At 50.8% G+C, this 16063-nt stretch carries 19 protein-coding genes and 1 tRNA gene; 4 read left to right on the top strand and 16 right to left on the bottom strand.

The window, feature by feature from the left end:
* Nucleotides 1–246: 246 nt before the first annotated feature.
* The gene (locus tag RCI_RS01190) at nucleotides 247–510 is read left to right on the top strand and encodes a hypothetical protein (protein WP_012034557.1); all 264 of its coding nucleotides are present in this window, start codon (nucleotides 247–249) and stop codon (nucleotides 508–510) included.
* A gap of 417 nt (nucleotides 511–927) precedes the next feature.
* Here the strand turns inward: RCI_RS01190 and RCI_RS01195 are convergent, their stop codons facing one another.
* From RCI_RS01195 to RCI_RS01215, 5 genes are all read right to left on the bottom strand, one after another.
* Nucleotides 928–1902 (bottom strand): transposase, encoded by a 975-nt coding sequence (locus RCI_RS01195; protein ID WP_048198606.1) that lies wholly within the window; start codon nucleotides 1900–1902, stop codon nucleotides 928–930.
* Between the two features lie 604 nt (nucleotides 1903–2506).
* Entirely contained in the window at nucleotides 2507–3679 is a 1173-nt protein-coding gene (locus RCI_RS01200) for a cation:proton antiporter (RefSeq protein WP_148266472.1), read from the bottom strand.
* A gap of 107 nt (nucleotides 3680–3786) precedes the next feature.
* Entirely contained in the window at nucleotides 3787–4584 is a 798-nt protein-coding gene (locus tag RCI_RS01205) for a TIM barrel protein (protein ID WP_012034561.1), read from the bottom strand.
* Between the two features lie 77 nt (nucleotides 4585–4661).
* The gene (locus tag RCI_RS01210) at nucleotides 4662–5903 is read right to left on the bottom strand and encodes a heme ABC transporter ATP-binding protein (protein WP_012034562.1); all 1242 of its coding nucleotides are present in this window, start codon (nucleotides 5901–5903) and stop codon (nucleotides 4662–4664) included.
* 6 nt (nucleotides 5904–5909) lie between these two features.
* On the bottom strand, nucleotides 5910–6956 hold the full coding sequence (locus RCI_RS01215) for a FecCD family ABC transporter permease (RefSeq protein ID WP_012034563.1): 1047 nt from the start codon (nucleotides 6954–6956) through the stop codon (nucleotides 5910–5912).
* Nucleotides 6957–7344: 388 nt separating this feature from the next.
* Between RCI_RS01215 and RCI_RS01220 the strand changes: the two genes are divergently transcribed.
* Nucleotides 7345–7429: transfer RNA gene (locus tag RCI_RS01220), tRNA-Leu, on the top strand.
* 81 nt (nucleotides 7430–7510) lie between these two features.
* Here the strand turns inward: RCI_RS01220 and RCI_RS01225 are convergent.
* A complete protein-coding gene (locus RCI_RS01225) occupies nucleotides 7511–7747 on the bottom strand; it encodes a DUF2164 domain-containing protein (protein WP_012034564.1) in 237 nt (78 codons plus the stop codon).
* A gap of 74 nt (nucleotides 7748–7821) precedes the next feature.
* On the opposite strand from RCI_RS01225, the gene RCI_RS01230 reads away from it, so the two are divergent.
* On the top strand, nucleotides 7822–8292 hold the full coding sequence (locus RCI_RS01230) for a GNAT family N-acetyltransferase (RefSeq protein ID WP_012034565.1): 471 nt from the start codon (nucleotides 7822–7824) through the stop codon (nucleotides 8290–8292).
* A gap of 60 nt (nucleotides 8293–8352) precedes the next feature.
* Here RCI_RS01230 and RCI_RS01235 read toward each other — a convergent pair whose 3' ends face one another.
* The 7 genes from RCI_RS01235 to RCI_RS01265 all read right to left on the bottom strand — a co-directional run bounded on the left by RCI_RS01235 (nucleotide 8353) and on the right by RCI_RS01265 (nucleotide 13149).
* Complete coding sequence (locus RCI_RS01235) at nucleotides 8353–8685, bottom strand: winged helix-turn-helix transcriptional regulator (RefSeq protein WP_231844895.1); 333 nt, start codon at nucleotides 8683–8685, stop codon at nucleotides 8353–8355.
* A 259-nt stretch (nucleotides 8686–8944) separates the two neighbouring features.
* Nucleotides 8945–9328 carry a Rieske (2Fe-2S) protein gene (locus RCI_RS01240; protein ID WP_331436982.1) on the bottom strand — a complete coding sequence of 128 codons (384 nt, stop codon included), beginning with the start codon at nucleotides 9326–9328 and terminating at the stop codon, nucleotides 8945–8947.
* Nucleotide 9329: 1 nt separating this feature from the next.
* On the bottom strand, nucleotides 9330–9683 hold the full coding sequence (locus RCI_RS01245; protein ID WP_048198866.1) for a ferredoxin-thioredoxin reductase catalytic domain-containing protein: 354 nt from the start codon (nucleotides 9681–9683) through the stop codon (nucleotides 9330–9332).
* Between the two features lie 3 nt (nucleotides 9684–9686).
* Nucleotides 9687–9959, bottom strand: coding sequence for a glutaredoxin family protein (locus RCI_RS01250; protein ID WP_012034569.1), 273 nt, complete (start codon nucleotides 9957–9959; stop codon nucleotides 9687–9689).
* Between the two features lie 10 nt (nucleotides 9960–9969).
* Complete coding sequence (locus tag RCI_RS01255; RefSeq protein WP_331436983.1) at nucleotides 9970–10284, bottom strand: Rieske (2Fe-2S) protein; 315 nt, start codon at nucleotides 10282–10284, stop codon at nucleotides 9970–9972.
* A gap of 91 nt (nucleotides 10285–10375) precedes the next feature.
* Nucleotides 10376–12616 carry an amylo-alpha-1,6-glucosidase gene (locus tag RCI_RS01260; protein WP_231844896.1) on the bottom strand — a complete coding sequence of 747 codons (2241 nt, stop codon included), beginning with the start codon at nucleotides 12614–12616 and terminating at the stop codon, nucleotides 10376–10378.
* Entirely contained in the window at nucleotides 12589–13149 is a 561-nt protein-coding gene (locus tag RCI_RS01265; RefSeq protein ID WP_012034572.1) for an NADPH-dependent FMN reductase, read from the bottom strand. The genes RCI_RS01260 and RCI_RS01265 overlap by 28 nt, the downstream gene beginning before the upstream one ends.
* 142 nt (nucleotides 13150–13291) lie before the next feature.
* Here RCI_RS01265 and RCI_RS01270 point away from each other — a divergent pair, with 142 nt between their 5' ends.
* A complete protein-coding gene (locus tag RCI_RS01270) occupies nucleotides 13292–14107 on the top strand; it encodes an HRDC domain-containing protein (protein WP_048197794.1) in 816 nt (271 codons plus the stop codon).
* On the opposite strand, the gene RCI_RS01275 is transcribed toward RCI_RS01270, so the two are convergent.
* The 3 genes from RCI_RS01275 to RCI_RS01280 all read right to left on the bottom strand — a co-directional run bounded on the left by RCI_RS01275 (nucleotide 14085) and on the right by RCI_RS01280 (nucleotide 16045).
* Complete coding sequence (locus tag RCI_RS01275) at nucleotides 14085–14354, bottom strand: hypothetical protein (protein ID WP_048197795.1); 270 nt, start codon at nucleotides 14352–14354, stop codon at nucleotides 14085–14087. The two genes, RCI_RS01270 and RCI_RS01275, sit on opposite strands and share 23 nt — an antisense overlap.
* Before the next feature lie 17 nt (nucleotides 14355–14371).
* Entirely contained in the window at nucleotides 14372–14536 is a 165-nt protein-coding gene (locus RCI_RS16835) for a hypothetical protein (protein ID WP_158308842.1), read from the bottom strand.
* Between the two features lie 66 nt (nucleotides 14537–14602).
* Nucleotides 14603–16045, bottom strand: a complete 1443-nt coding sequence (locus RCI_RS01280; RefSeq protein WP_012034574.1) for a PAS domain-containing protein — start codon at nucleotides 16043–16045, stop codon at nucleotides 14603–14605.
* Nucleotides 16046–16063 lie beyond the last annotated feature (18 nt).

A 16063-nucleotide genomic window follows, 5' to 3' on the forward strand; every position in this document is an offset into this window, starting at 1 on the left:
TTGCTTAGCCGACCGGTAACAACCATTTTAATTTTATATGATATACTAAATCATGAACTAGAAAAATATGTAGAAATAAATCATAATTAGCCAGAAAAGCATCAGATTAAGCCATATACAGCTGATTTTACCCAACAGATGTAATAAATCTCACAACGGGCAATTTTATACGTTATAATATCGGACAAGATTAAAAATGTATGAAATTTTAGAGATAATATGGCATAGAGTGGGGTGTTTTTAGATATGGCTGAAAAGAAAACAGAGATGACAGTAAGAGAAGCCGGCCACAAGGGCGGGTCCACAACCAAGGAACGTTATGGGGAAGGCTTCTACGAAGAAATTGGCAAGAAAGGAGGCAAGATAGGCGGCAAGAAAGGTGGCACGACTACTAAAGAGCGCTATGGAGAAGGCTTCTACGAAGAGATTGGCAAAAAGGGCGGTCAGAAAGTCCGTGAGCTGATCCAGCGTGGCAAGGCCGCGATGTCCGAACGCAGCAGCCGCAAATGAAAAACTGGTAAAAACGGTGTTCCCAACCTATATTTTTTGAAAAATGACGTGCCTTCGGCACCATCAGGTCACGCAGGCTATCTCATAATCCGTTTTCGTTATACAATAAGGAACTAATTATCCATATTGTAGGAACAGTACGATCTTATACTGTAAATTCGCCCGCCGGGACGCCTGCAATTGCAGGCGTCCGATGCGGGCGATGTGATGACGATCGCTGCGCTGTGCTCGGACACAGATTGTACAGATTATACAGATTACCAGTATCCACGTGGTGTGTGGTGGTGGTTGGGTGGGTGTGGTTTGTGTGGGGTGGGATTGGTGTGCTTATCCGGGGGCGGGCTTATTTACGAGTCGGTGTTAAAAATTGGGGGTTTAATAGGTTTTTGTTGATAGCCTGAGCTATCCGGTTGGCTGTTACCAGGCAACTTTTAGGTGTTTTGAGATCATGTTGTCTGGTCTCTTAGGTAGTTGTAAAATTCTTTCCAAAAATTGTTTCAGCATGTTTTTCATCTGGTTAACAGTGATCTTTGCTTTTTGATGTGTCTTTTTCATGATGCCGTGCAGGTTCAGGATTAGGTGGCTTAAACCGAATACTAAGGTGCGGTAACCGTGATTCCGACTGTTTGTTTTTATCGTGTACTCCTTAGTCTCTTTATACCCGTTCTCGATATTCCAACGGTTAGTGTACGCTTCAGCAAGAATTGTGAAACTCATCCTGGTTACCGGGAGGTTGGTAGCGAAGCCACAGTACGCTTCAATTCCAAGATCCTCGAGGTACACGTCATACGTGTACTCCAAAGACTCCCCACCACGCATCGTGTACTTCCAATGAGACACTCCGGTAAGCTCTAACAACCGGTACAGGAGGGACATGCTACCATACTGTTTCACCGGTATAATGTACTTGTAACCCTGCTTGTCCACTGTTTTCATAACACTGCTCAGGTAGAATCCTTTATCCATGAGCACTGCGAAAACACTGAGTTCCTCCGGGACCAACTTTAAAAGTCGTTCCACCACCCGGTCCAGGGGTTCATCCCTCTTTTTAGGCGTAACCCCCAAAGTGAATTTAAAGTTCTTCGCCACGATACTGATCGAGGCATACCGGAGAACACTAACCCGTTTCTTCTTCCGCCCCTCCATCTTCAAAGTACGATGCACATATTCATTATCGACTCCATAATACCGTTTATCCGTAGTATCAATAGCCAAGAGGACCGGTGAATCCACGATATCCGGACAATACTGAACCGCTCTTTTCCATAACAACTTGAAAGAATGATACAGAAGCAGGTTCACCCCGCAAGTGATCTCTTCAATACTCATCCGCCCCAAGAATACAAAGAGTTGATCGCTGCTGAAAAACAATTTTTCAGACAAATCCTCCATACTAGTCTTCTCCAACGCACACCAGATCAATAGGAGGAAATACCAACCAGCCCTACTGAACTGGAAGTATGCATTAAACACCCGAGATAAAGACTTTAAACCAACACACTTATGATTCACATCTGAGGGCGGAAGAGGCTGTCTCATACGTTATTACCACAAACCATGAGATAACCCCGCCCCCACACAAATACCTCACTTTACTCCACCCCCCAAACCACCAGCAACCCAACCACCAACACCACAAACACGGGGATACTGGATTACACAGATGGTCGTCGAATCAAGCGGGTAAAGCCAGTCATTAATTGTTTATCTATTCTGTTCATCTGTGCAATCTGTACAATCTGTTAAATCTGTGTCCCAGCACAGCGCAGCGATCGTGTTGCTGTTTCACCGAACCCGGGCAACCAGAGAACGCACAGCGCAGCGATAGTGTGCATATCGCCTTCTAGAACGCCTGCCATGACAGGCGTTCAAAAGGCGTATATCATAGCACGATCGGATTACACATTTGGGTAGCGGATTATCTTATTAGGCAATCACTATGAATTATGAGACAGCCTGCAAGATACAAGGTGCAAGCGATTAATAAAAATAGCATTTACTTCCCGTATGCTGCCCTGAGCATGATAGGCACTATGATCGACGATACCAGCACAATCAAGGCCAGTACCGAGTAAGTCGACTCACCCAGGATAGGCGCTCCGCCGATGTACGTAATTAAGCCAATCTGCCCGATGACGAGGGTGTATTCTCCCATAGGCATCATGGATATGGCCATTTTATGATGATCCGAATCTTTATAGCCGCCCATGAAGGTCGTCGCCAGGTAAGTGCCGACATATTTGCTGACCATGACTGCCATCAGCAGCCCGAGGAAGAGCACGACGTCGATCGGTATGCTCGCTATCATCAGGTCCACGCTCTCCGAGGACAGGATTTCGAAGATGTTGATCCTGACGCCGGTGATGACGAAGAAGAGAGGCACGAAAAAGCCTTCGGTAATAGCCTCGATCTTCGGCGTGATCACTTTGAAGGACAGTGGTGACCTGGCCAGAATGGTGCCAGCCAGGAAAGCTCCGGTTACTGAAGCAATCCCCACGCTCTGGCTCAGGAACGCCACGAGGAAGAGCAGTATGATCGAAAACGCGATGATAGACTGGTCATCCTGAGTCCTCCGGGCATAGTTGATAAGCTTGCTCGTTATCGACTTGCCGAAGCCGAGCACCATGATGATGAAGCCGAGCACGAGGAGGAAGAGCATAAAGGCTGATCTGATGTCCACACCGGTAGTCAGATACGAAGTGAAGAGCGCCAGCGCAACTATCGCGTAGATGTCGTCAGAGATGCCCACGGCGATGACGGTTTTATAGACTTTGCTGCGAATGTCCCCGATTTCGTTCAGGACCATGAAGCCGATGGCCGTCGAGGTTGAGATGAAGGAGATCCCTACGAGTAATACGGTATTGAGGGAGAAACCTAATAATGCGGTCACTGTAGCTGTGACAAAAAAGGTGAGCGTGCCTCCAAATACTGACAGCACCACGAACCCGTAGACGTTTTGGCCCATGACTTTCTCGATGTCGATCGAGAGGCCCATGTAAAACATCATGAAGAGAATGCCAAGGGTGGTCAGCAACTCAATCTCGTGATTGATTGGGACAAGGTTGAGCAGCATAGGACCGAGAATAATACCCGCCAGCATCTGGCCGATGAGCGGCGAGAAGCCTAGCCGCTTCACTAAGTCGCCCAGTATTTTGCCGACTAATAACATTGCCAGCACAGCTAATAAAAAGCCAGCATCTATCAAGGCATCCCAACCGATCCCAAGGGGAAGAGAGGCTTATTTCTATTTAAACTTATCAGTGTTCTGCGAAGCCGTCACGCCTCGAGCGACCCGATAATCTGCTTCATCTTCAGCGCGTCTTCCTCAAGCAGAGGCGACTCGCAAATGACAGTTGCATCAATTTTACACTCTACCAGTGCCTTCGCCAGCAGCGAGAAATCCGGCTTACCGTCGAGAGGCAAATGCCGTATTTCCCGGCAGTTCTTGTGCTCGATGCCGGAGAAATGGATGTGATAATGGTTGATACCAGACTTTGCCACCCTGTCCAGCACAGCAGAAAAGTCCTCGACCGACTTCAGACCGCCGTCGGTCCTTGCGTATATGTGCGCAAAATCGATCACGATACTGGTACCCGGAACCTTTCGTACGACTTCGAGGACATCGTCAACGCTGCCGAACTCCCCGAGATCGCCCATTGTCTCCAGCCCCAGAGGCACGGAGATATGCTCTTTTGCCAGTGCTGAAACGATCTCCCTGAAGCCGGCTATCACCAGGTCCGGATTCTCTTCCCTCGCGGCGTGGACCGTCACCATCGAAGCGCCAGCAGCAGCCGCCACCCGGGCCGACTTTATAATCCAGTCCTTGCTTTTCTCGATCGTCTTCTCCGTCTTGCTGGACAGGTTCACGTAATACGGGGCATGGACAGATAGCTCGACTCGCTCTTCCATTGCCACAGGAGCTACAGACTTTGCCGATTCGGGGGTCATATAAACGTTCCTCCCGAACTGGATCTCCATGGCATCCAGGCCAAGCTCTCGCAGATACCTGATACCCGCTTCAGTCCCTTTTCCCTTCGCCCCGTGAGGGATGCCTGCAATGCCGATCCTGATCATAAGTTAAACACGCCTGCGGTTATAATGAGAGTTTTATGGCTTTAAGTGTGCTGCTGCATAAAAAACTTCGAAGCCTCTCAGATTTCTGCAAGTTTTCTTACTACCTCATCAGCGCTCGTGACCTCGACAGCCCCTTTATTCAATATGGCCTGTATCAGCTCACCTGCTTTGCCGCCAGTGAAGTCACGATTCTGCCAGCCGGCGATTAAGATGACCGGTTTGGCGCCCGACACTTCGAGGACGGCTTCGAGGTTCTTGATGTTGCCCCAGCCGAATGGGACGTCGCTCAGGACGACGTAATCGGCTGCTTTCAGCGCGTCCACGTTAGCCGCATACGACTCCGGAGTTATGGGCGAGAATGGTGCGTCGACTATCGTATTTACGTTCAGGTGCAGGGCGGTCTCATGGTCTGTATCCAGGACATTGAGTACGCCTGCAGTGAGGTTGTAGCCCGCGGTCTTAAGCTGGTACATCAGTTGTGTGCCAGTGCCTGCTCCGCATACAAGGTGGATGGTCTTGCCATCAGACTCTGGCTCCGTCGTTGTGATCGAATTGAGCAGGGTGATATAAATAGTCCCGGTCATAGGGTGCCGGCGTACCAGCACGTCTGCCCGGAAGGCTCTGCGGATGTGCTCCCGGGTGAGCACTTCAGAGGGAGTGCCTGCGGCCTGGATGGTGTTCTCGTTGAGCAGGATGAGGCGATCGCAGTACCGGGCTGCGAGGTTCAGGTCGTGGATCACGACGATGACCAGCAGGCCCCGGTCGTTTTTCAGGTGCTGGATCAGCTCCATGATCTCGATCTGGTGGTTGATGTCCAGGTGTGACACCGGCTCGTCCAGCAGCAAAACTGAGGGCTCCTGAGTCAGCGCCCTGGCGATGATGACCCGCTGCCGCTCGCCGCCGCTGAGCTCTGAAATGTTCCGGTCTTTGAGGTGCCAGGTATTCGTCAGCTCCATAGACTGTCGGGCAATGTCGTAGTCTTTTTTGCCCTCTACGGCAAACCTGCCCAGGTGGGGATGCCTGCCCATGAGGACGATGTCGAGACAGCTGAAGTTGAAGTCGACATTCGTATCCTGCGGCACGACAGCCATGCTGCGGGCAAGCTCGTTCATGGAAATATCCTTCAGCTCTTTGCCGCAGACTACAATCGAGCCCGAGGCAGGCTTCATGACTTTGCTCAGGGTTTTGAGCAGCGTGGACTTGCCGGAACCGTTGGGCCCTATGATGCCGATGCATTCCCCTTTGCGGGTGGTGAAGAAGATGTTTTCCAGGATTCTGGCATTGCCATATTTACATGACAGATCGGTGACATCGAGCACGGTAGATCACACCCCCCTCAGTGTCTTCTTCTGCCTGATCAGGAGGTATACGAAGAACGGGGCTCCGATCAGGGCTGTCACGATGCCTACGGGCATTTCCGTGGGCTGGATGACCATCCTCGCAAACGTGTCCGCGAGAACAAGGAAAATCGCACCTACAAGTGCCGAGGCAGGTATAAGAACCCTGTGATCGGGCCCGACGATCAGCCTCATGATGTGGGGGATAATAAGGCCGACAAAGCCGATAATGCCCGTGACAGACACTGCTGCAGCGGCCATTAGCGAAGATACTCCCAGAAGGATATACTTGACCCGGGTCACGTCCGATCCCAGGTGCGCCGCGCTCTCGTCCCCAAGCAGCATCAGGTTCAGGTCGCGGGAATAAGCGTAGACGATCAGCGACCCGGCCACGAAAAACGGAGCCAGGATCAGGACGTCATCCCAGTTGCTGCTCCAGAGCGCCCCCATCACCCAGAACACGATCTGGTTCAGGCTGTTGCCGGAGATGTACATCAGGAAAGAGGTGATAGCCGAGAAGAACGCCGAAACGGCGATACCCGAGAGCAGCAAAGTCTCTACAGGTATCCGGTTGCGTGTCCGGGCGATGTTGAAGACGAGGAAAGAGACAATCAGCGCCCCGGCAAGCGCTCCAGCCGTGATGCTGATCGACTGCAGAAACACGCTAACCCCGAGGACGATGACCGCCGACGCCCCAAAAGCGGCACCAGAGGAGACGCCAAGAATGTATGGGTCAGCCATCGGGTTCTTGAAGATGCCCTGAGTAGTCACGCCGGCAACAGCCAGCGAAGCGCCTACCAGCAGTCCGAGTATGACTCTCGGAAGGCGGACGTTGATCACGATAGCCTCTTCCCCGACAGTCCAGACCTTCGTAAGGTAATCCTGCACTACGGGCACTTTAGACAGGATGATCATGACAACCTTATCAGGGCTGATATTCGCCGGACCCACAGCCGTCGCCACGACGGCGATAAGGATCATGACGATGAAGAGAACTAAAGAAATACCCGCCCACCGGGTAACACTGACTTCCATTCAAACACCGCAACTAAACTTGATAGTTATCAAGTTTTGTTTATTACTTATGCGTTTACGTATAAAAGCGTTACCGGCATGGGCTTGCCAGAATTACTATATATGTAGAACTGGTAACCACCTGGTCCGCATCGACTGTTCACCGCAGAGATACAGAGACTTACTATTCACCACAGAGGCACAGAGGTTCACAGAGAAACGGTTTACCACAGAGGCACAGAGATGCACAGAGGCGCACAGAGGCGCACAGAGATATTCAAAAAAAGGATCTCGATGAGAGGATATGTTCGGCAGATTACCGGGCCCTGGAGTAGATAGCCATTAAGAGCACAGGTTATCTTTTTATACAAGATATCAGGAATACACATACGGTTTATTGTACCACAACGCTGGGATAGCCAAGTCCGGTCAACGGCGGCAGACTCAAGATCTGCTCCTGCAGAGGTTCCTCGGTTCGAATCCGGGTCCCAGCACTATTCTCCGATTTTCCTTAGTCAGGTATTGTTTTAGTGGCTTATTTGATTCAGTATTCAGCATACTAAATTGACAATTAGCTATTGCTTTTGAATCGCCAGCAAATCCTCAAGCTGCTTTTCCATAAAGTTATAGGAATCCTGAACACCCTGATTATAGAACTCAGGTGCCAGCTCTTCGATAATAAAATCTAACAGCAGCCCTGCGGCCAGATCGCCGATCTCTTCTTCCCGCTCCGCGGAGTAATAGCTCTTGATCGCAGAGATCATCTCAGCCCTCTTCTCTTTCGTCAGCTTAATCCCGGGTTTGTTTCTCATGCTGAACCTTCTCTGATTAAACTACATCAGCACTATTTTATAAATGCAGCGCCTTGCATTAACTGTAACGTATCATGACTGATGACGTGCCCATAACGATTACGCCGGAGCGGCCCGATACTCCGGATAGCCTTGCGCTTATCGCTGAGCTCAGCAGGTACATCGCACCCCTTTACCCCCATGACAGCGAGCACGGGCTGACGCCGGAGGAGATGGTCAGAGAAGGCGTGGCATTCTTTATTATTCGCTCTAACGGCATTCCTGCGGGCTGCGGAGGAGTCAGGTTCCAGGGTACAGAGTACGGGGAGATCATGCGAATGTACATCAGGCCTGAGTATCGGGGACAGGGGTTGGGCAAAATAGTGTTGAAGCACCTTGAGGAGTACTCGTGGGAACACGGTGTAAAATCGCTTCGGCTCAAAACTGGCATTTACCAGCCCGAAGCTCTCGGCCTGTATGAACGGCTGGGGTACCGGCTGATACCGCCCTTCGGCTCTTACAGGGCGCATCCGCTTAACAGATATTACGAAAAAATCAGGCCCTGACGGGCGTATGTTAAAAAACTCTGGCCAAGAAATGTGGGCAGGTAGGCCGTTTGGCCCACCTTAAGCAGATATTGAGTTCCTGGCCTGTTCAAGGTTCAGAGTCATGGCCTTGATCAGTTTCAGGTTCTCCGGGGTCTCGTTAGCGTTAGAGACTTCGAGGATCTTGAGAATGTATACGGAAACTTTGACTCCTTTCTCGGTGAGCTTGTAGCCCTCGTCATTCGGGCACTTCTCGAGAATTCCGTTGGTTATGAGGGTCTTGAGGACACGGTTCAGGATTCCCGGGTTCAGCTTGGTCTCGAACATGATATCGCTGAAGCGTTTCGGGCCCTTTACGACCGATGCCAGGACTTCCATTGTTCCGGCGTATGAGATTGTCTTCAATATTTCCATAGGCATACCAGCATAATTTTTTTAGCAGCTGGAAGCCGGCTAAGCAGCGTTAGTTTGGGGGGGTATATAGCTTGCGACTTTTAGTGCCAGTTTCCTGCTGCCACAATAACTTACATAGCAACCGGGTGTATAAATATGAGTACAACGGCTATGTACTGACAAATTGTACAAAAAGTAAATAGAAAAAACTAATTACGATAAATCCAAATAATTTATTGAAAAGGCAAATCTATTGGAATTGCTGCTAGCGGCCACTGTTTCAGATATCCACGAAAATTTTTCCGTCCTCAACTTTAACAGCAAAGGTCCGTAGATCATGGATCTTGACATGGGTCATCAGTTGTGCCAGCCATGCAAAGCTTCCAGCCATCGACTTCGGAACTGGCTCTTCACTATAAGAGGGCACAATCCCGCTCAGGGCTTTGCCGGTGCTAGCGTCGAATTGTACGCTGTGCAAGGGACAGGTCACGATGTACCCATTTGCAGTTCCCATGTCCAGCGGAGCATTCATGTGGCCACACCGCCGCTGGAAGGCGTAGAATTTACCGCCATCGTTGCACAGCACGATTTCAAGGCCTTCGACTTCGCAGGCTTTCATGCCGCCGGGCAATATATCGTCGGTTCTCGCAATTTCTCTGTACAGGCTATCCTCTCCCGGTCTTTTTCAGGAACTCGTCGTAGGGAATCTGTCTGAGCGGCTCAGGATCTGTGACTTCCTTCAGGACGTACAGGCCACACCAGCACATTTTCATGTAGTCGAAGTGCTCTTTGTGATAGGGAATGCATGGACAGACAATTCTCATGTTTTCCTTATGATCGTTAGTAAGCCCCTGGCAGGGACAGTAAGGTATGCCATACTTTTGCTCCAGCCGCACTTCCTGCTCGAGACAAAAGTCGACCGTCTCCTCGTCAGGGGTGAATTTGTACCCAAGCTGATCGACGATCGGCTGGAACTGAAAGCGAAGGGCTTTTTTTCTGGCCTCGACGTCCAAGCCCATCACCTATGAGGCTGTCGCCGGACTCTTTTCCGACTTAAGTAGCAGCTCGTACCGGTCAGGGTTGAACCCTATGACGACCGTATCGCCTATGCGGACGAACGGGAACGCTATATGATCGGTATGTTTCATCATGTCAGCGGCTATCCGCTCCTGCTCTTTTTCGTCGGCAGTGTCGTAGTCGATATAATCGAACTGTATGCCCCTGTCCCGGAAATATTTCTTTGTCTTACGGCAGAAAGGGCAGGTGCTCAAGGTATACATAGAGATTTTGACCATATGATGCCCCCTATATCTTCACGTAGATCTTGTTGTTCTCGACCTTTGTCTCGTAAACAGGTATCCTGATCTGGCCTGCGGTGATGAAGGTCCCTGTCCGTATGTCGAAAGACCACTCGTGACACGGGCATTGTATTGTATACCCCCACAGCGTGCCCCGGGACAGCGTACAGCCCATGTGAGCGCACTTATTGGATAATGCGTATACAGTGCCCTGTTTTTTCACCAGCAGCACAGGTATGCCGAAAGGAAAGGCTACCGTCATAGTATCTTCAGGCAGCTGTATTTCGTCCATCAGATAGGTCCACGAAGGGTGAGAGGAGATAGCAAGGCCTCCGCTAACATTCTATGGTAGATTTTACGGACTATGTATTGATAAAATGAAGGATTTTTATGCGCGGTTTTACTATCCAATCCTAATATTCTATCAATACGTTAAGGTCACCTTCTTTTCTCGTCACGTTGACCATGGTCTTATCTTCAATCCGCCTGAAATCCAGGCTGGTCAGCGTATCCCCTACTCTGATGTTATTGAACTGTACCTTATCCAGCCACGGAGGCAGGTGAGGTTTGCTCAGCGTCAGCCGGTTATTCAGCGCGTCAGGAACCAGTCCCAGACATGCGGTCAACATGTGTGGTATGGCACCCGAAGACCATGCCTGAGGGCTGCATGCGACCGGGTACTTGACAGGCAGGCTGTATTTTGACCGGGGAAAGCCGCCGAAGCACTCCGGCAGCCGGTAGTTCGTGAATAGCCGGGCCGCTTCGTACATGCCTGTGAAGACTACGGAGAGCTCGTTGACGAAGCCGTATTTTCTCAGGCCCATAGCGATGATGGAGTTATCGTGAGGCCAGATGGTGCCGTTGTGATAGCCGAGAGGATTGTACCGCCGCTCTTTGGAGGATAGCGTTCTGATGCCCCATTCGGTGAACATGTCGCTCTCGAAAAGCCTGGCCACGAAGGACTTCACGTACCTGCTGTCCAGTATTCCCGTCCACAAGCATTGCGCCGGGTTAGAAGAGATCACGCCGCAGATGCCGTCTGCATCTATGGCCTGCGCGAAATAATTGCGGTCGCTCATCCAGAACCTGCGGTTGAATCTCTCTTTCAGATCATCCGCCTCACGATCCAGCCGGCGGGCGTCGGCTGCCCTGTCGATCAGCCTGAACAGAGGTGCCAGCCGCTTTTTAGCCATGTACACATAGCCCTGTACTTCCGCCAGCGCTATCGGCTTTTTTGCCAGGGTGCCGTCGGATCGGCTGATCGAGTCGAAGGAATCTTTCCAGCCCTGGTTGTAAATGCCGAGATCGGATTTGACAGCGTAGGAGGTAAAACCTCTTCCGCCGATGTTCCCGCAGCCGTCTATCCAGCGGATGGCGGCATCGACATTTGATTCCAGCTGCTTCAGCATCCCGATATCGCCGGTCCAGTCAATGTACTCCACCAGCAGTATCAAGAACAGCGGGGTTGCGTCGACAGTTCCATAGTACGGCTGCTGGGGAATCATGTTAAGGTTAGCCATCTCCCCGACCCGGAGCTCGTGAAGGATTTTTCCGGGCTCTTCTTCGGTCCAGTCATCGTATCCCCGGCCCTGGTACCTCGCGTTCAACAGCAGCGTGCTCCGGGCGGGTTCCACGTCATACGGTAGCAGCTGGAGCGCGGAAATGATGCTGTCCCGGCCGAACAGTGCATCGTACCAGGGTACCCCGGCTGAATGATAGGTATGGCCATACTGGCTCATGCGCATCATGGTGAGGTCTGCGAGAGAACGTTCCACGATGCTGTTAAAGATGTTATTACTGGTTGGTATGTTATTACAGCATTCTACGGCAGCAATGTAGGATCGCAGGATCTTATTCATCTGCCGGCCGATGTCTACGGGCTCTGCCACATCCTCCTGACCGGGGCCTGCATCTCTGGCGAAAATCTGCACTTTGGCTACCCGGGTTTCGTGCGGTTTCAGGCTCAGCTGTATAGAACAAGTCTTACCGGCTACAACCATGGGAACGGGGTCGAAGAGGATGATCGTCTCCCGGAGGTGATTATCTTTACCGAGGCAGGCTAAACGCATCTCTCCGTTTTCGTACCTGGCTGGCAACAGCTTTCCCCCTGCCGGTTCTGTGATGCCCCGGATAGTGAAGATATCGTTATAGTCTGCGTCGAACTCCGCGAGTATGTTCAGCGTAACCTCCGAGGGATTGAAGTTCTCCACGGTGATGGTCTCGACAACACAGCCAGGAATGACAGTACTTCGGCTGATGAGGATAGTCTCTTTGTCGATCGTCCTTCCCCTGCAATCGAGGAACTCGGGGTTCGTCATGACAACAAGGGACTGATAGCCCCGTTCGTCGTTTGACAGAATAGGAGTAAGCGACACGCCCATGATCTTCAGCTGGTATCCGCTCAGGAACCGGCAGTCTTTATAATATAGCCCATAGCCGGAGTTATCGGCTACTGGTATTTCGCCGTTATCCCGCGTGACCAGGGTAAGGTTATCCTGCCGGATGACCAGTTCGTTAGTAATGTTATTGGACTGCGTATGCTTCTTATACGGATCTGTAGCTGGCCGGCCCCTTTCCTCTATATTGGTCACTGCGATATAGATACCTCCTGATATCGCCTCGCTGTTCAAGACCTTTTCAGCCGTTTCGTCCACACGATAAGGCTCTCGAGCAGCTCTTTTATCTTCCGCCGCGTCTTTTCATCGGTTACATGGCCGTTATGATCAATCTTATCTTCCACGAATGGCACCATGACTTCAGGCTGGTTCAAAGGGTGCATGTTGATATATACACAGGTCTGCCGCAGGTGATACTGGGCTCTCGCGCCCGCGATCATGCCTATAGAAGCGCTCATGATTGCGACCGGCTTATCGTCGAAAGAATTGTCTCCGATAGGGCGGGAAGCCCAGTCGATGGCGTTTTTTAGAACGCCGGACATTGAATAGTTATATTCCGGAGTGGCGATCAAAATTGCGTCTGCAGCCCTGATCTTCGATTTGAACGTCCTGACTACGTCAGGCATCCGGTCGTCCAGATCCTGGTTATAGGGAGGTATCTCCCCGAGATCGAAGATTTCAAGCTCTGCCCCGGCAGGCACCTGTTCAAGGGCACATCTGAGTAGCGCCTTATTATAAGAGCCTTTTCTTAAGCTGCCTGCAAAGCCAAATATCCGGATATTTGTTGCCATATAAATCCCACAGGTCCCAATATTATAATATTTCTTTCTGTACAAATAATACTTTCATAACGCTATATCATCCAGCTTATATGCATAAATATGAAACTTACTCATTGTCTCCCATGTGCCAAAACGGAGACAGGAACTATGTATGATGAATGATACGCAGTTTAAAGTGCTGCTTAACATGAAAGACATCCTGATGCGGATGGGCATCAACGTCCCGATGAGCGAGATTGAAGCCGACCTGAAAATGATCGCCGACTGTGACGAGCATGGCATTAGTCCTGCAATGTACAGCCTGATCACCCGGTACCTGGAGAAATACGGCAGCGACAGGTACGAGAACCTGGACGAGAGAAAAGACGTTACCGGAACTTTGAGTGCCATAAGATCTTGCATATCTGCAGGCTGTTTCTGCCTCGGGGAAGGTCTGGCCAGCATCGAATACACAGGAAGGACGACCAAAGCAAGGAAAGGAGAATATATTATTCTCATCAAGCCGGATAACAGCCTGATCGTTCATGGCCCGTCCGGGGTCAACCCTGTCTGCTATATGAGTCGTGCCAGCGATATAAAGCCATACGACTGCCAGGGGAAAATCGGCCTGATGGCCTCTGGCAGAGATGAGAGACTCTCGATTGTCTTCGACAAGATGATCTCTTTCCAGGGCCTGTTTACACCGCTGCCAGAAAAGCGGGAAATACCGGGCCCGGAACTCACTGAAGAAGAGAAGCGGCTGGAAGTGTCGCTGAAGTCCCTGAGAAAAACGCTGGCCCAGGAAAGCGAAATTAAGTATCTGCCGGCGATCTACGATAACCGGATACTTCTGGAGCTTGTCCGCCAGAAGCCGGTATCAATAGAAGAGCTCGGCAGGATCAAAGGGTTCGGCAGGAAAAGAATAGAAAAGTATGGCCAGAGGGTGATCGATACCATAGCCGAATTCAAGGCTTGCGCTTGCCCTTGATTCTTCGTTTCTCCTGAGCCTGTGCAGCCTGGCGGTTGAGGAACGTCCAGTATGTGAAGTTGATTAAGCCCAGGGCAAGGACAATAGAACCGAAGACTTTGTCCGTATCGCTCGCCTGAAAACCGGGTATGTCCAGGTACATGAGGATGAAAAAGATGACGCCTGCCAGCAGTATGCTCATCTTAAACATTCTCAGCCACCTGGCGATCCGGCGGCCTACCCGGAGGACGATTTTATTTATGCTCATTTAATTACACCCCGCCACTACGCGTTGTCAATAACGTAGAACGCTTCACAGCCGCATTCGCATTTCCTGGAGTCCTCGGCGGTACCGGCACAGCAGGACCCATCGATCAGAGGCAGAATCGGTGAGTTAAACTCTGCGACTTTTATTTTCCCGCAGTCCCTGCACTGGATCCTGAGCATCATAGTCATGGTATATCCGGAAGAGCTATTGAAATAAAGAGTATTTAACGTTATGGTTTTGCCTCGAAGCTACGCACACTTCAGGCTAATGATAACTCGATTACCCTGCTCAAGCTCGCCCTGCACCCTGCTTTCGATCTCGACTGTGCCACCATAATTTTTGACGACGCTGAATACGAAATACATACTGATGCTGGGGGTCTCGTGCAGGCTGACTGCAGGTACCTCCGCATGAGGCCTCGTTCCGGGCATCTCGATCATGCCAGGGCCGCTGTCTTCTATGATGAGCCTGCAATCGTGGTTTTTTTGCTCGGTCCTGATCCAGATCGAGCCACGATACCGGACGCGCCTTACTGTCGCATCGATCAGGTTATATATGACATCTTTGAGCAGGTTGTTTGCCCTGACCGTAAGATCGGACACATTATCGATGTCAATAGACACCCCTTTTTCTTCAGCAGAGCGACTACATTTTATGACGGTTACAGCGCTTTTGACTGCGTCTTTCAGGTTGACGTCCTTGAGCATCATGCCGGGAGCGCTACGCAGCGTCCTTACTGTACCGATCAGTCGGTTTATCTTATGTAGCGCGTTCATAGAACAGCTTACATAACCATAGTTCGTCGTGCTTGCATCGCTTTCGACCAGTTCCAGGTATCCCAGCGAAATCTGGATAGCGTTCGTTATGTCGTGACACATCAGGTCGACGTATAGTTCGAGTTCGTTACGGGCTTTGACCAGCGCTTCCTCGAATAAAATTTTTCTGAGGCTGACAGTAATCTGGTTGCAGACAGTTTTCAGCAGGTCGATCTCGTCCGTAGCAGGAGGAGTTGAGGTGGAGAACGCCAGAACCCCGAGCAGGCCATCGCGATCAGTCAAAGGTATGGTCGTCGCCCATCGGATGTCGAGCCTGCGGGACTCCTCCAGCAGCTTAGGGGATACTGTGCCTTCTTTGATCTCTTTGGTGATCACTTTTAGCGTATACGCACTACGTCCGGCTAAGCCCCGCTCCTCAGGAGATACCTTTTGCCTGGTAAACAGGTTTTGTAAACGGGGACTATAGCCTCTGCTGACTGCCAGCTCGAGAAAGCCGTCTTTATAGAGCATGGCTGCGATTGTTTTGTAGCCGAAGGTATCGCTGATGGCCCCTATAGCCTGATCGAGCAGCGCTACAGGTGTCGAGGTAGACATAGTCAGAACGGAAATGTTGAGCAGCAGCTGGAGCAGCGTGACGTCTTTGAAAGAGATCAGGCTGCTGATCTCTTTGCCTTCGTCGTCGTACGTCGTCTCGCACCGGGCTTCAAGGAAGTGCTTGAGCCCGTTATAGTCGACGTGTGAAATGACGACGCTCTTGGGACATTCTTTGTAGAGGCCGGGAACCAGGGAGTCGATCGTCTTGCCTATAGCCCTTTTGCCGTCCCGGGAAAACCACCTGTCGAACTCGTGGCTGGCCCATATCACGCGGCCCTCGAGGTCTACTACACACATAGCGCCGCTTATTTCCGCAATCATTTAGAGAAATTGGTACTG

It is taken from the genome of Methanocella arvoryzae MRE50, from assembly GCF_000063445.1.
GTDB classification, from domain to species: Archaea; Halobacteriota; Methanocellia; order Methanocellales; family Methanocellaceae; genus Methanocella_A; species Methanocella_A arvoryzae.

Bases quoted from the DNA above. Each gene is read 5' to 3' on its own strand.
- RCI_RS01245 (WP_048198866.1), bottom strand. From the start codon at position 9,683: ATGGGCTTGGACGTCGAGGCCAGAAAAAAAGCCCTTCGCTTTCAGTTC.
- RCI_RS01270 (WP_048197794.1), top strand. From the start codon at position 13,292: ATGATGAATGATACGCAGTTTAAAGTGCTGCTTAACATGAAAGACATC.
- RCI_RS01190 (WP_012034557.1), top strand. From the start codon at position 247: ATGGCTGAAAAGAAAACAGAGATGACAGTAAGAGAAGCCGGCCACAAG.
- RCI_RS01280 (WP_012034574.1), bottom strand. From the start codon at position 16,045: ATGATTGCGGAAATAAGCGGCGCTATGTGTGTAGTAGACCTCGAGGGC.
- RCI_RS01250 (WP_012034569.1), bottom strand. From the start codon at position 9,959: ATGGTCAAAATCTCTATGTATACCTTGAGCACCTGCCCTTTCTGCCGT.
- RCI_RS01215 (WP_012034563.1), bottom strand. From the start codon at position 6,956: ATGGAAGTCAGTGTTACCCGGTGGGCGGGTATTTCTTTAGTTCTCTTC.
- RCI_RS01195 (WP_048198606.1), bottom strand. From the start codon at position 1,902: ATGGAGGATTTGTCTGAAAAATTGTTTTTCAGCAGCGATCAACTCTTT.
- RCI_RS01205 (WP_012034561.1), bottom strand. From the start codon at position 4,584: ATGATCAGGATCGGCATTGCAGGCATCCCTCACGGGGCGAAGGGAAAA.
- RCI_RS01265 (WP_012034572.1), bottom strand. From the start codon at position 13,149: ATGGCAACAAATATCCGGATATTTGGCTTTGCAGGCAGCTTAAGAAAA.
- RCI_RS01230 (WP_012034565.1), top strand. From the start codon at position 7,822: ATGACTGATGACGTGCCCATAACGATTACGCCGGAGCGGCCCGATACT.
- RCI_RS16835 (WP_158308842.1), bottom strand. From the start codon at position 14,536: ATGATGCTCAGGATCCAGTGCAGGGACTGCGGGAAAATAAAAGTCGCA.
- RCI_RS01225 (WP_012034564.1), bottom strand. From the start codon at position 7,747: ATGAGAAACAAACCCGGGATTAAGCTGACGAAAGAGAAGAGGGCTGAG.
- RCI_RS01275 (WP_048197795.1), bottom strand. From the start codon at position 14,354: ATGAGCATAAATAAAATCGTCCTCCGGGTAGGCCGCCGGATCGCCAGG.
- RCI_RS01200 (WP_148266472.1), bottom strand. From the start codon at position 3,679: ATGTTATTAGTCGGCAAAATACTGGGCGACTTAGTGAAGCGGCTAGGC.
- RCI_RS01235 (WP_231844895.1), bottom strand. From the start codon at position 8,685: ATGGAAATATTGAAGACAATCTCATACGCCGGAACAATGGAAGTCCTG.